Source organism: Ancylobacter crimeensis, assembly GCF_023016805.1.
Taxonomy (GTDB): domain Bacteria; phylum Pseudomonadota; class Alphaproteobacteria; order Rhizobiales; family Xanthobacteraceae; genus Ancylobacter; species Ancylobacter crimeensis.
Genome location: NZ_JALKCH010000007.1, coordinates 76,237 through 88,967, shown reverse-complemented (window position 1 = coordinate 88,967; position 12,731 = coordinate 76,237). Strand labels below are relative to the sequence as shown.

Annotated in this window: 12 protein-coding genes; 8 read left to right on the top strand and 4 right to left on the bottom strand. The window is 68.4% G+C overall.

Annotation, left to right across the window (positions count from 1 at the left end):
• Positions 1-47: 47 nt before the first annotated feature.
• The 3 genes from MWN34_RS12080 to secG all read right to left on the bottom strand — a co-directional run bounded on the left by MWN34_RS12080 (position 48) and on the right by secG (position 3,292).
• Positions 48-929 (bottom strand): VOC family protein, encoded by an 882-nt coding sequence (locus MWN34_RS12080; protein ID WP_247029539.1) that lies wholly within the window; start codon positions 927-929, stop codon positions 48-50.
• Between the two features lie 234 nt (positions 930-1,163).
• On the bottom strand, positions 1,164-2,792 hold the full coding sequence (gene pyrG / locus MWN34_RS12075; RefSeq protein ID WP_247029537.1) for a CTP synthase: 1,629 nt from the start codon (positions 2,790-2,792) through the stop codon (positions 1,164-1,166).
• Positions 2,793-2,899: 107 nt separating this feature from the next.
• Positions 2,900-3,292 carry a preprotein translocase subunit SecG gene (gene secG, locus MWN34_RS12070; RefSeq protein WP_247029535.1) on the bottom strand — a complete coding sequence of 131 codons (393 nt, stop codon included), beginning with the start codon at positions 3,290-3,292 and terminating at the stop codon, positions 2,900-2,902.
• Positions 3,293-3,540: 248 nt separating this feature from the next.
• On the opposite strand from secG, the gene MWN34_RS12065 reads away from it, so the two are divergent.
• The gene (locus MWN34_RS12065) at positions 3,541-3,831 is read left to right on the top strand and encodes a hypothetical protein (RefSeq protein WP_247029533.1); all 291 of its coding nucleotides are present in this window, start codon (positions 3,541-3,543) and stop codon (positions 3,829-3,831) included.
• 19 nt (positions 3,832-3,850) lie between these two features.
• Here the strand turns inward: MWN34_RS12065 and tpiA are convergent, their stop codons facing one another.
• Entirely contained in the window at positions 3,851-4,612 is a 762-nt protein-coding gene (gene tpiA / locus MWN34_RS12060) for a triose-phosphate isomerase (RefSeq protein WP_247029531.1), read from the bottom strand.
• Between the two features lie 182 nt (positions 4,613-4,794).
• On the opposite strand from tpiA, the gene MWN34_RS12055 reads away from it, so the two are divergent.
• From MWN34_RS12055 to MWN34_RS12025, 7 genes are all read left to right on the top strand, one after another.
• Positions 4,795-6,690: a peptidylprolyl isomerase gene (locus MWN34_RS12055; RefSeq protein ID WP_247029529.1), complete on the top strand. Its 1,896-nt coding sequence runs from the start codon at positions 4,795-4,797 to the stop codon at positions 6,688-6,690.
• 10 nt (positions 6,691-6,700) lie between these two features.
• Positions 6,701-8,227 (top strand): anthranilate synthase component I, encoded by a 1,527-nt coding sequence (gene trpE, locus MWN34_RS12050; RefSeq protein WP_247029527.1) that lies wholly within the window; start codon positions 6,701-6,703, stop codon positions 8,225-8,227.
• A 182-nt stretch (positions 8,228-8,409) separates the two neighbouring features.
• On the top strand, positions 8,410-9,015 hold the full coding sequence (locus tag MWN34_RS12045; RefSeq protein ID WP_247029526.1) for an anthranilate synthase component II: 606 nt from the start codon (positions 8,410-8,412) through the stop codon (positions 9,013-9,015).
• Positions 9,016-9,038: 23 nt separating this feature from the next.
• Positions 9,039-10,052, top strand: coding sequence for an anthranilate phosphoribosyltransferase (trpD, locus tag MWN34_RS12040; RefSeq protein ID WP_247029524.1), 1,014 nt, complete (start codon positions 9,039-9,041; stop codon positions 10,050-10,052).
• Positions 10,053-10,102: 50 nt separating this feature from the next.
• Entirely contained in the window at positions 10,103-10,933 is an 831-nt protein-coding gene (trpC, locus tag MWN34_RS12035) for an indole-3-glycerol phosphate synthase TrpC (RefSeq protein WP_247029522.1), read from the top strand.
• A gap of 3 nt (positions 10,934-10,936) precedes the next feature.
• The gene (gene moaC, locus MWN34_RS12030; RefSeq protein ID WP_247029520.1) at positions 10,937-11,428 is read left to right on the top strand and encodes a cyclic pyranopterin monophosphate synthase MoaC; all 492 of its coding nucleotides are present in this window, start codon (positions 10,937-10,939) and stop codon (positions 11,426-11,428) included.
• 19 nt (positions 11,429-11,447) lie between these two features.
• Entirely contained in the window at positions 11,448-12,659 is a 1,212-nt protein-coding gene (locus MWN34_RS12025) for a molybdopterin molybdotransferase MoeA (RefSeq protein WP_247029518.1), read from the top strand.
• Positions 12,660-12,731 lie beyond the last annotated feature (72 nt).

Sequence of the window (12,731 nt, the reverse complement as noted above, 5' to 3'; positions counted from 1 at the left end):
CGGTCCGGGCGTTTTTCTTTGCCTGCCGAGACGTTGTTCAGAGCCAGTCAGGCTCCCGGCGTCGCCTGCGGCTCGAACACCAGCGTCGCGCCGAGCGCCGCCTTCGGGCCGATGACGATCACGCCCTCGATCTCCTCGGCCGCCATGCGGCTGGAGGCTAGGCGCTTGCGGGCCTGCTCGATGTCCTTCACGGCGAAACGCACGGCGGCGAGCCGCAGGCCCGCATCGGCGGCCGGCGCCGCCCCGAAGCGCTGCGTGAACAGATCGTGCGTCATCACCTCGATCGCTCCGCGCGGGGTCTGCGCGATGTGCCAGCCGTCGACGGCCCGGCGGAAGGCGACGCCGGCGAAGGTGGACAGGAACGGGACATGCGCTGCCGGATCGTCCGCCACCAGAATGACGCCGGCGACGCCGGTGGTGCCATTCATGTGGCGCTGCATGTCGGGCGACCAGAAATTTTCCGGACGGTGCTGGGTGCAGGTGAAGAAGCCGCAGTGCGGCGATGAGGGGTCGCGGGCATAGGCCAGCGAGAACGCCACTTCGACCTCGCTTCCGTCCGGGCGCCGCCCGGTGCGCTGGAAATCGAAGAGGTCGAGCCCGCCGAAACCGGCGGCGTCGAATTCCGCCTTTTCCGCCGCGGGATCCTTGCCCTCGAGCACCAGCATGGACAGGCACGGCCCGACGCTCGCCAGCAGGTCCCGGTTGAAGGCACCGAAGGAGAAAAAGGTCTCGGTCGCTTCAGGAACGTGCTCGGGCTCGGCAACCTCCAGAAGCTCCATGAAGAAGCCCGGCGTCTGGACGATGCGGTTATGCGTACCCCAGGGGTGACGGTTGCGGCTGCCGACGGTGAAACCGAGCAGGTCGTAAAGCTCGCCGGCGGCTTCAAGGTCGCGAACGGCATGCACCACATGATCGAGGCCGCGGGCCATCGGGTCTCCTCCTGTTCAAACAGGGGGCGAAGCGACTCAACGCGTTCGAGCCGGCAAAGCCTCCGGAACGGTATGAATACGACAGAGTTCGGCCTGCGCGACGGATGCGAAGGTTGAATCCGCTACATCCTCGCCGCCCGTGGCCTGCCGGGCACAGTGCTGCGCCGCAATCGCCCCACGCATGAAAAAGGCCGGGCGATGCCCGGCCTTTTCAGATTCCGACCCTTCGTCGTCTCAGACGAGCCGGCTCTGCACCACCGCGGCACCGATGAAGGAGCCGAAAAGCGGGTGCGGCTGGAACGGGCGCGACTTGAGCTCCGGGTGAAACTGCACGCCGATGAACCAGGGATGATCCGGGTATTCAATGATCTCCGGCAGCAGCCCGTCCGGCGAGACGCCGGAGAAGCGCATGCCGCAGGCCTCCAGCCGGTCGCGATAACCGAGATTGACCTCATAGCGGTGGCGATGGCGCTCGGAAATCTCGGTGGTGCCATAGACTTCCGCGACCCGGCTGCCTTCCGCCAGCGATGCGGGATAGGCCCCAAGCCGCATCGTGCCGCCGAGGTCGCCGTCGATGCCGCGCTTCTCCAGTTCGTTGCCGCGCAACCACTCGGTGAGCAGGCCGACCACGGGCTCGTCCGTCGGGCCGAACTCGGTCGAATTGGCGGCCGCCACGCCGGCGAGATTCCGGGTCGCCTCGATCACCGCCATCTGCATGCCGAAGCAGATACCGAGATACGGCACGCGCCGCTCGCGGGCGAACTGCGCCGCGCGGATCTTGCCTTCCGCCCCGCGCTGGCCGAAGCCGCCGGGCACCAGGATGCCGTGCACATGCTCGAGGAAGGGAGCGGGATCCTCTCGCTCGAAGATCTCGCTCTCGATCCAGTCGAGATTGACCCGCACATTATTGGCGAGCCCGCCATGGGCGAGTGCCTCGATGAGCGACTTATAGGCGTCCTTCATCCCGGTATATTTGCCGACAACGGCGATGGTCACCGTGCCTTCCGGGTTGCGGATGCCGGACTCGACCTTCTTCCAGCGTCCGAGATCGGGTTCCGGGGCCGGCTCGATGCCGAAGGCGGCCAGCACCTCCCCGTCGAGCCCCGCCTCGTGATAGGCGGACGGCACGGCGTAGATGTTGTCGGCGTCGCGTGCCTCGATGACCGCGCTTTCGCGCACATTGCAGAACAGGCCGAGCTTGCGGCGCTCCTCGCGCGGAATCTCGCGGTCGGTGCGGCACAGCAGGATGTCGGGCTGGATGCCGATGGAGCGCAGCTCCTTCACCGAGTGCTGGGTCGGCTTGGTCTTCAGCTCGCCCGCGGAGGGGATGAAGGGCAGCAGAGTGAGGTGGATGTAGATGCAGTGCTTGCGGGGCAGCTCGTGGCCGATCTGGCGGATGGCCTCCAGGAAGGGCATCGCCTCGATGTCGCCCACGGTGCCGCCGATCTCCACCAGCACGAAATCGTAGCCCTCATTGCCGGAGAGCACGAATTCCTTGATGGCGTTGGTGACATGCGGAATCACCTGCACCGTGGCGCCGAGATAATCGCCGCGGCGCTCCTTGGAAAGGATGTCCTGGTAGATCCGGCCGGTGGTGATGTTGTCCTGCCGGTTGGCGGACCGCCCGGTGAACCGCTCGTAATGGCCGAGATCGAGATCGGTCTCCGCCCCGTCGTCAGTGACGAAGACCTCACCGTGCTGATACGGGCTCATGGTGCCCGGATCGACGTTCAGATAGGGGTCGAGCTTGCGCAGCCGGGTCTTGTAACCACGAGCCTGGAGCAACGCGCCGAGGGCGGCGGAAGCCAGACCTTTGCCGAGCGAGGACACGACGCCGCCGGTGATGAAAATATAGCGCGCCATGGAATTCGATCTCTAGCTGCAAAAACGCGATTCGACGAGAGGCTGCGCAAGCGGCCCCTCGTCGGACGGATCGGTATCGCCGTGCGGACACGGCGATAAGGCAAACATCACTGGGACTGGGGAACCTGCGGCGAGGACGGCGCCGGCTGGATGCCCTTGAGCTGGTCGAGAACCGTACCGGACGGCGCAGCTCCGTCAGGGGTCGCGCCCGGAGTCGGAGCGGAAGGGCCGGGCTGCGCGGCGGGAGCGAAGATGGTCGTGGGGCCACGGCCCCAGCCGGCCAGCACGGTGAGCCCGATGCTGGTCAGGAAGAAGAGCGCCGCCAGAATCGCCGTCGCTCGCGTCAAGACGTTCGCCGTGCCGCGCGCCGAAAAGAAGCCGCCGCCTCCCCCGCCACCGCCGCCGATGCCAAGGCCACCGCCTTCCGAGCGCTGGATCAGCACGACGCCAATCAAGGCGAGCACCACCATCAGGTGGATGACGATCAGTACGGTCTGCATCTTCTGCCTTCGAAATTCCGGATGCGGCACGCCGGGGCGGCCGACGCCGACAGGACTGCCGGCAGGGGTCGGGCGGGTTCCTACACGATCCCGGCCGGCATTTCCAGTTGGACCGCCCGCTCTCGCGCCCACCCGGGCAATAACCCCCAGGATGAGGCTTCACCGGACCCCATTCGGGAACCGCTCGCGGGGCCGGACGTTTTTCCTTGCCGCATGACGGCAGGGAAGGAACCTCGAAAGGAGTGCCGATGGACGAGATCGTTCTCACCGCCACCGAGATGGAGAATGCCGCCCCGCTGCGCAAGAGCAACGCGGCTCAGGACGAGATGTTCTGCATCCAGCCGCACCGTGACCACTGGCATGTGGTTCACGACGGGGACCGCGGCTCACCCTACCCGACCCAGCGCGCCGCATTCGATGCCGCCATCGCCGAGATGTGGGCAGCCGTTGAGGCGGGGCACGCCGCGACGCTGCGGATCGCGCATGTCTATCTGGACGACCTGCCGCCGGGCGCCGCCCGCTCCCGCCCGCAGGATTGAGCTCGGCCTGCGCCGCCTGTCACCGGCCGGCGCAGGCGCCAGCGATGGCGAGAAAGTCCGTCGCCTTCAGGCTCGCCCCGCCCACCAGTGCGCCATCTACATCCGGCAGGTTCAGAATCACCGCCGCATTGTCGGGCTTCACCGACCCGCCATACAGAAGCCGCATGCCTTCCGCCTCTGCTCCAAAGCGCGTGCGCAGCAGGCCGCGCATGGCTGCATGGATCTCGACGATGTCCTCCGGCGTCGGCGTCAGCCCGGTGCCGATCGCCCAAACCGGTTCGTAGGCGATGACGAGATCGGCGCCGGTCGCCGTGTCGGGAACGGATTCCGCGAGCTGCCGCGCGACGACGGAGACCGCCTGCCCTGCATCGCGCTCCGCCTGCGTCTCGCCGACGCAGACGATGCGCAGCAGCCCGGCGCGATGAGCTCCTTCCGCCTTGGCGCGCACGACGGCGTCGGTTTCGCCATGGTCGGCGCGGCGCTCGGAATGGCCGAGAATGACGGCAGCCGCACCGGCATCGACCAGCATTTCCGCAGCGATATCCCCGGTATGCGCGCCATTCGGCCGCGGATCGCAGTCCTGCCCGCCAATGGCGATGGGCGAGCCGGTGGTCAGCGCCGCAAGGCGGGCGATCAGGGTGGCGGGCGGGCAGATCAGGAGATCGACGCCCGCCGAGGCGATGGGGCCGGCGCCGCCGATCATCCGCTCGACTTCGGCAGCCGAAGCGGCGAGGCCGTTCATCTTCCAGTTGCCGGCGATAAGCGGACGTCTGGTGCTCATTAGCGTTTCCTCACCTCTGTGCGGCCTTGCCGCCTGTTCCCCTGGCTACCCCGAGGTAACAAAGCCCGGAGGTGGCTGCAAATGCCTGCATCTGCGACGTTGCGACCGCACCACGCCATCCCTATGATGCGCGCCTTTCGCGGAGGGGGCCGCCCCGCCGCCACATAACGAGAAACGTTTCCATGTTGCAGACGCTGCGCAAAAGCGCCTCCGGCTTCATCGCCAAGATCCTGATGGCTCTTCTCATCGTCAGTTTTGGCATCTGGGGCATCGCGGATGTGTTTCGCGGCTTCGGCGGCCAGACGCTGGCGCAGGTCGGTTCGACCGAGATCACGATCCCCGAATTCCGCAACCTGTATCAGCAGCGGGTCCAGCAGATCAGCCAGCAGATCAAGCGCGGCATCACGCCGGACATGGCCCGTTCCTTCGGCCTGCCCGACCAGGTGCTGAACGAGCGCCTCGCCGAAGCCAGCCTCGACGAGCGCGCCCGCAAGCTCGGCCTCGCGCTGTCGGATGAGGAGATGGCGAGGCGCATTTCGGAGAACCCGGCCTTCCGCGGGCCCAGCGGCACGTTCGACCCCAACTATTTCAACCAGGTCCTGCGTTCCAACGGTTATACGGAAGCCCGATTCGTCGAGGCCGAACGCCGCCTCGCGCTGCGCCAGCAGCTCATCGAATCGCTCGGCGGCGGCTTTGAAGTGCCGCAGGCGATGCGCGACGCCTTCCGGCGCTACGAGACCGAGGAGCGCACCGTCTCCTATGTCGTGCTGGAGCCGGCGGCGCTCGACACCATCGCCAGCCCGACCGACGAACAGCTCAAGAGCTTCTTCGACGCCCGCAAGGCGGCGTTCCGCTCGCCGGAATTCCGCAATGTCGCGGTGCTCGCGCTCACCCCGGACGCGCTGGCGGCCTCCGTGCAGGTGTCCGACACCGATCTGAAGGCCGCCTATCAGGCCAATCTTGCCCGCTTCGGCACGCCTGAAAAGCGCGTGGTGCAGCAGGTCGTTTTCCCGAACGCCGATGAGGCCAAGGCGGCGGCGGACAAGATCGCGGGCGGCGCCACCTTCGCCGACATCGTGAGCGCGCGCCAGTTGACCCCGGGCGACGTCGATCTCGGCAACGTCGCGCGCGATGCCATCTTCGACAAGGCGGTGGCGGACGCCGCCTTCGGCCTGCCTCAGGGCGGCACCAGCGGCGTGGTGAACGGCCGGTTCGGGCCGGTCATCGTGCATGTCGAAACGATCACCGCCGGCACCACCCAGCCGTTCCAGGATGTCGCCGCCAAGCTGCTGACCGACCTGCAGAAGCAGCGCGCCCAGCAGCAGCTCGCCGACATGCACGACAAGGTGGAGGACGAGCTCGCCGGCGGCGCCAAGCTGCCCGAGGCCGCCCAGAAGCTCGGGCTGCAGCTCATCCAGCTCAACACCGACAGTGCGGGCAAGACCCCGGACGGCACGCCGATCGAGGAGATTCCCTCGCGCTCCGATGTGCTGCGCGGGGCGTTTGCCGCCGATGTCGGCGCCTCCAACGATCCGCTGACGCTGCCGAACAATGGCGGATACGTTTGGTACGAGGTCGAGAACATCACGCCTGCCCGCGACCGCACCTTCGACGAGGCCAAGGCGCAGGCGCTCGAGCGCTTCAAGGAGGACGAGGCCTCCAAGCAGCTCGACGCCAGGCTCGAGGCGCTGAAGAAGGCGATCGCCGACGGCACGCCCTTCGACAAGGCGGCGACCGATGCCGGCTTGCAGGTGAAAGTGGCCGCCGGATTGCGGCGCGGCCGGGCGAATGATGGCGGCATCCCGCAGGGCGCGCTGAACGCCGTGTTCGAGACCGCGCAGGGCCAGGTCGGTTCGGCCCCGACGGATGTCGGCGACGGGCGCATCCTGTTCGAGGTGACCAAGGCCGTCATCCCCGCAAGCATGGGCGAGGACGAGCAGGTGCTGGCCACCATCCGCCAGCGGATGCAGGAAGATCTGATGACCGCTTATCTGGTGCAGCTCCAGTCCGATCTCGGCGCCAAGGTCAACCGCGCGGCGCTCGACGCCATCGTCGGCGGCGGCACGGCGACGAATTGAGGCGGACGACATGAGCTCTTCAGCCGCCCAGCGCACCCCGCTCTCCGACTTCGCCGCCGCCTATGGGCGCGGCGAGGCGCAGGTGGTGACGCAAACCCTCGTCGCCGATCTGGAAACGCCGGTGTCGGCCTTCCTCAAGATCGCCGCCGAGCGACCCAACAGCTTCCTGCTCGAATCCGTGGAAGGCGGCGCCACGCGCGGGCGCTATTCCATGATCGGGATCGAGCCGGACCTCATCTGGCGCTGCCACGGCGACGCCGCGGAGATCAACCGGCAGGCGCAGGCGGACGCCACCCGCTTCGAGCCGTGCCCGGACGCACCGCTCGCCTCGCTGCGCGCGCTTGTCGAAGAATCGCGCATCGCACTGCCGGTCGGCAGCCCGCCCATGTCGGCCGGGGTCTTCGGCTATCTCGGCTACGACATGGTGCGGCAGATGGAACGCCTGCCTGCGCCCAAGCCCGACATGCTCGGCGTGCCGGACGCCATCTTCATCCGCCCCACCGTGATGGTGGTGTTCGACGCCGTGCGCAACGAGATGACGGTGGTCACGCCCGTGCGCCCACAGCCGGGCGTCTCCGCCCAGGCGGCGGAAGAGGGCGCGCATGAGCGCATCGAGGCCGTGATCCGCGCGCTGGACGCGGCGCTGCCCAATACTCCGGCAGAGGATCCGTTCCACCAGCAGGTCGAGCCGGTGTCGAACACCCCGCCGGGCGACTATCTCGCCATGGTGGACCGGGCGAAGGAATACATCCGCGCCGGCGACATCTTCCAGGTGGTTCTGTCGCAGCGCTTCGAAGCGCCGTTCGCCCTGCCCTCCTTCTCGCTGTACCGGGCGCTGCGCCGGGTCAACCCCGCCCCGTTCCTGGTCTATTTCAACTTCGGCGATTTCGCCCTCGTCTGTTCCAGCCCGGAAATCCTCGTCCGGCTGCGCGACGACACCGTCACCATCCGCCCCATCGCCGGCACACGGCGGCGCGGCGCCAGTCCGCATGAGGACAAGACGCTGGAGGACGAACTGCTCGCCGACCCCAAGGAGCGCGCCGAGCACCTGATGCTGCTCGATCTCGGCCGCAACGATGTCGGCCGCGTCGCGCAGATCGGCACCGTGCGCGTGACCGACAGCTTCTTCGTCGAGCGCTACAGCCAGGTCATGCACATCGTCTCCAATGTCGAGGGCGACCTCGACCCGAAGCACGACGCGCTCGACGCGCTGGCCGCCGGCTTTCCCGCCGGCACCGTGTCCGGGGCGCCCAAGGTGCGGGCGATGGAGATCATCGACGAGCTGGAACGCGACAAGCGCGGCATCTATGCCGGGGCGATCGGCTATTTCGGTGCCGACGGCGAGATGGATACCTGCATCGTGCTGCGCACCGCCGTGGTGAAGGACGGCCACATGTATGTGCAGGCTGGCGCCGGTATCGTCTATGACTCGGTGCCCGAGAGCGAGCAGCAGGAATGCGTGAACAAGGCGAAGGCCCTGTTCCGTGCCGGCGAGGAAGCCGTGCGCTTCGCGGCGCGCGCGGGCCGGGGGCAGTGAAAATGGACGGGATGCGCGGCGGGCTGCGATGGCGTGGCTGGTGAAACCTTCATCGCCATTCCGACCCAGCGGGATGGCGCCGGTGGCGCACGGCTTGACCTTGCGCCGGTTCACCCCCTAGAGCTTTTCCACTCCGGCAGCGACGCCGCCACAGGTAAGCTCTCCGCCCGAACGGACCTGCGATGATCCTTCTCGTCGACAATTACGACAGCTTCACCTGGAACCTCGTCCATTATCTTGGCGGGCTCGGCGCCAGCGTCGAGGTGCGCCGCAACGACACGATCGGCGTCGACGAGGCCATCGCCATGGGTCCCGAGGCGATCGTCATCTCGCCGGGCCCTGCGACGCCGAACGAAGCCGGCATCTGCCTCGATCTCATCGCCCGGGCCGCGCCGGAGATTCCCACCTTCGGCGTCTGCCTCGGCCACCAGGCCATCGGGCAGGTGTTCGGCGGCGAGGTGGTGCGCGCACCGGTGCCCATGCACGGCAAGATGTCGACCATGCATCACCGCGGCGGGAGCGTGTTCCGCGGCATCAACGGCGCCTTCCAGGCGACGCGCTACCACTCCCTGCTGGTGAAGCGCGACACCCTGCCGAGCGCCCTTGAGGTGACGGCGGAGACTGAGGACGGCCTCATCATGGGCCTCTCTCACCGCGATCTGCCCGTGCATGGTGTGCAGTTCCACCCGGAAAGCATCGCCTCCGAGCACGGCCACACCATCTTCAGGAACTTTCTCGATCTCGCCCGCGCCTGGAATGCCGGCCCCCGCCGCTCCCGCGCCGCCTGAACCGATCCGGGACCCGACGACACATGGAAAATCTCAAGGCCCTGATCGGCAAGGTCGCGACCGGCGCGTCGCTCACCCGTGAGGAATCGGCCCACGCCTTCGACATCATGATGTCGGGCGAGGCCACGCCCTCCCAGATCGGCGCGCTGCTGATGGGGCTGCGGGTGCGCGGCGAGACGGTTGAGGAGATCGCCGGCGCGGTTTCCACCATGCGCTCCAAGATGCTGACCGTAAAAGCCCCGACCGGCGCTGTGGATGTGGTGGGCACCGGGGGCGACGCCTCCGGCTCCTACAACATCTCGACGTGTGCCTCCTTCATCGTGGCCGGCGCCGGCGTGCCGGTGGCCAAGCACGGCAACCGCGCTCTGTCCTCCAAATCCGGTGCCGCGGACGCGCTGATGGGTCTGGGGGTCAAGATCGACCTGACGCCGGAGCAGATCGGCACCTGCATCGCCGAGGCCGGGATCGGCTTCATGTTCGCGCCCGCGCACCACCCGGCGATGAAGCATGTCGGCCCGACGCGCGTTGAGATGGGCACCCGCACCATCTTCAACCTGCTCGGCCCGCTGTCCAACCCGGCCGGGGTCAACCGGCAGATGATCGGCGTGTTCGCCCGCACCTGGGTCGAACCGCTGGCCGAGGTGCTGAAGACGCTGGGCTCCTCCCACGCCTGGGTGGTGCACGGTTCCGACGGGCTTGACGAGATCACCACGACCGGCTCCACGGCGGTGGCCGAGCTGAAAGACGGCGAGGTGCGCAGCTTCGAGATCACGCCCGAACAATTCGGCATCGCCCGCGCCATGCCGGAAGCGCTTCGCGGCGGCGACGGCGTCGCCAATGCCAGGGCGCTGCGCGCGGTGCTGGAGGGGACGCCTTCGGCCTATGCCGATGTCGCGCTCATGAACGCCGCCGCCGCGCTGCTGGTGAGCGGAACCGTGCCCGACTTCGCGACTGGCCTTGCGAGCGCGCGCACGAGCCTGTCGAGCGGCAAGGCCCTCGCGGCGCTGGAAAAGCTGATCGCCGTCTCCAACGCCTGAACGGCGCGAACCTGATAGACTGATGGACTGACCCGCGCGGAAGGCTCGCCATGGCTGACATTCTGGAAAAGATCGGCGCCTACAAGCGCGAGGAAATCGCCGCCGCCAAGGCCGCACGTCCGCTCGCCGAGGTCCGCGCGCGCGCGGAGGCCGAGCCCGCCGCACGCGGCTTCCTCTCCGCCATCGAGGCCCGCATCGCAGCCGGCGGCACCGCGCTGATCGCCGAGATCAAGAAGGCGAGCCCCTCCAAGGGACTGATCCGGCCCGATTTCGACCCGCCGTCGCTGGCCCGTGCCTATGAGGCCGGCGGGGCGACCTGCCTCTCGGTGCTCACCGACACGCCCTCCTTCCAGGGCGCGCCGGAGTTCCTTACCGCCGCCCGCGCCGCCGCTCCCTCGCTGCCGGCGCTGCGAAAGGATTTCCTCTACGACACCTACCAGGTGTTCGAGGCGCGGAGCTGGGGGGCGGACTGCATTCTCGTGATCCTCGCCTCGGTGGATGATGCGCTGGCCCGCGACCTGATCGAAACCGCGCAGGGCCTCGGCATGGACGCCCTCGTCGAGGTGCATGACGACGCCGAGATGGACCGCGCCCTGGCGCTGCCCTCGCGCCTCGTCGGCATCAACAACCGGAACCTGCGCACCTTCGAGGTTTCGCTGGAAACCTCCGAGCGGCTGGCCGTGAAAGTGCCGGCAGATCGCGTGCTGGTCGGCGAAAGCGGCATCTTCACGCCAGCGGACGTCGCGCGCCTGCGCACGGTGGGCGTCGGCGCCATCCTCGTCGGCGAGAGCCTGATGCGGCAGGCCGATGTCGCGGCGGCGACGCGCACCTTGCTCGCGCGATCCGAAACGGCCTCCGATACGCTGCGCGCCGCCGGTTAGGCCATGGCCCAAGATCCGAAGACCCTCAGCCATATCGACGCATCCGGCGCCGCGAACATGGTCGATGTCGCCGACAAGGCGGTGACCGACCGCATCGCGCGGGCGGAGGGGTGCGTCGCGATGGAACGGGCCACGCTCGACCTCATCCTCGCCGGCAATGCGAAGAAGGGCGACGTCATCGGCACCGCGCGCCTCGCCGGCATCATGGCGGCCAAGCGAACCCACGAGTTGATCCCGCTCTGTCACGCGCTGCTGCTCTCGAAAGTCGCGGTCGACATCACCCCGGACGAAGCACTGCCAGGCCTGCGCGTCGAAGCGATGGTGCGCACCTCAGGGCAGACCGGGGTGGAGATGGAGGCGCTGACCGCTGTCACCGTCGCCTGCCTCACCATCTACGACATGGCCAAGGCGGTCGATCGCGGTATGCGGATCGAGGTGGTGCGGCTTCTGGAAAAGGCCGGCGGACGCTCCGGTCACTGGCAGGCCAGCGCATAGCCGGCAAGGAGACCCGACCATGGCCCTGATGCCGGTAGCCGACGCCCTCGCGCAAATCCTCGCGGACGCTGCTCCCCTCGAAGCGGAACGCGAACCGCTCGACGCCGCCCATGGCCGTGTGCTCGCGAGCCCGGTGATCGCGGGCCGATCGACGCCGGCCGCCGATGTTTCGGCGATGGACGGCTATGCGGTGCGCGCGGTCGATGCGGGGGTCGGCGCGGTGCTGAACCTGGCCGGCGAATCCGCCGCTGGCCGACCCTGGCCGCACGCGGTGCAACCCGGGCAGGCCGTGCGCATCTTCACCGGCGCGGTGCTGCCGGCGGGCGCCGATGCCATCGTCATTCAGGAAGACACGACCCGCGCCGGGGATCGCGTTACCGTTCTGGAAGCCGCCCAGCCCGGCCGCCACATACGCCGCGCCGGTGGCGACTTCGCCGCGGGTTCGGTCGTGCTGCCCGCTGGCCGGCGCCTGTCCGCGCGCGATCTCGCGCTGGCCGCCGCGGCGGACCGTGCGGAGGTCGAGGTGATCCGCCGCCCTGTCGTCGGCCTCGTTTCCACCGGCGACGAGCTCGTGCGCCCCGGCACCGGGGCCAACGCCCATCAGGTGATCCTGTCCAACATCTATTCGGTCGGCGCGCTGGCACGCGAAGCGGGCGCGGAGGTGCGCGACCTCGGCACCCTGCCGGACGACGACGCCGCCACCCGTCAGGCACTGCGCGCCGCTCTCGATGCCGAGGTCGACATCCTCGTGACCACCGGCGGCGCCTCGGTGGGCGACCATGATCTCGTCGCGCCTTCGCTGACGGCGTTGGGTGTTGACCTTGCCGTTCACAAGGTGGCGCTGCGCCCTGGCAAGCCGCTGATGTTCGGTCGCCATGGCGCGAGCCGCATCCTTGGCCTGCCGGGCAATCCGGTATCGGCCCATGTCTGCGCCCTGCTGTTCCTCGTGCCGCTCATCCGCCGCCTTGCCGGCCATGCCGCCGCGCCGTGCCTACCGCTCGCGCCCGGCCGCCTTGCCGCCGGGGTGAAGGCGAACGACCAGCGGATGGATTTCATGCGCGCCGAAATCCTCGGCGAGAAAGACGGCATCGCGCTGGTGCGCCCGCTGCCGGTCCAGGACAGTTCCATGCTCAGCGTCCTCGCCCGCGCCGACTGTCTGCTGGTACGCGCGCCCTTCGCCTCGGCGGGGATGGAGGGTGATCGGTGCGATATCATCCGGCTGGAGGATTGAGCGCGGCGCGACGGGCTGACGCGCCAGAAGCCGCCGGCTATGCTGGCCGACGCATCCCCGACTCGCCAAAAG

What these genes read in the sequence shown, in the direction of transcription:
- trpD (WP_247029524.1), top strand. Translation starts at nt 9,039, where the DNA reads ATGGAAAATCTCAAGGCCCTGATCGGCAAGGTCGCGACCGGCGCGTCG.
- MWN34_RS12025 (WP_247029518.1), top strand. Translation starts at nt 11,448, where the DNA reads ATGGCCCTGATGCCGGTAGCCGACGCCCTCGCGCAAATCCTCGCGGAC.
- MWN34_RS12065 (WP_247029533.1), top strand. Translation starts at nt 3,541, where the DNA reads ATGGACGAGATCGTTCTCACCGCCACCGAGATGGAGAATGCCGCCCCG.
- tpiA (WP_247029531.1), bottom strand. Translation starts at nt 4,612, where the DNA reads ATGAGCACCAGACGTCCGCTTATCGCCGGCAACTGGAAGATGAACGGC.
- moaC (WP_247029520.1), top strand. Translation starts at nt 10,937, where the DNA reads ATGGCCCAAGATCCGAAGACCCTCAGCCATATCGACGCATCCGGCGCC.
- secG (WP_247029535.1), bottom strand. Translation starts at nt 3,292, where the DNA reads ATGCAGACCGTACTGATCGTCATCCACCTGATGGTGGTGCTCGCCTTG.
- trpC (WP_247029522.1), top strand. Translation starts at nt 10,103, where the DNA reads ATGGCTGACATTCTGGAAAAGATCGGCGCCTACAAGCGCGAGGAAATC.
- MWN34_RS12055 (WP_247029529.1), top strand. Translation starts at nt 4,795, where the DNA reads ATGTTGCAGACGCTGCGCAAAAGCGCCTCCGGCTTCATCGCCAAGATC.
- MWN34_RS12045 (WP_247029526.1), top strand. Translation starts at nt 8,410, where the DNA reads ATGATCCTTCTCGTCGACAATTACGACAGCTTCACCTGGAACCTCGTC.
- pyrG (WP_247029537.1), bottom strand. Translation starts at nt 2,792, where the DNA reads ATGGCGCGCTATATTTTCATCACCGGCGGCGTCGTGTCCTCGCTCGGC.
- trpE (WP_247029527.1), top strand. Translation starts at nt 6,701, where the DNA reads ATGAGCTCTTCAGCCGCCCAGCGCACCCCGCTCTCCGACTTCGCCGCC.
- MWN34_RS12080 (WP_247029539.1), bottom strand. Translation starts at nt 929, where the DNA reads ATGGCCCGCGGCCTCGATCATGTGGTGCATGCCGTTCGCGACCTTGAA.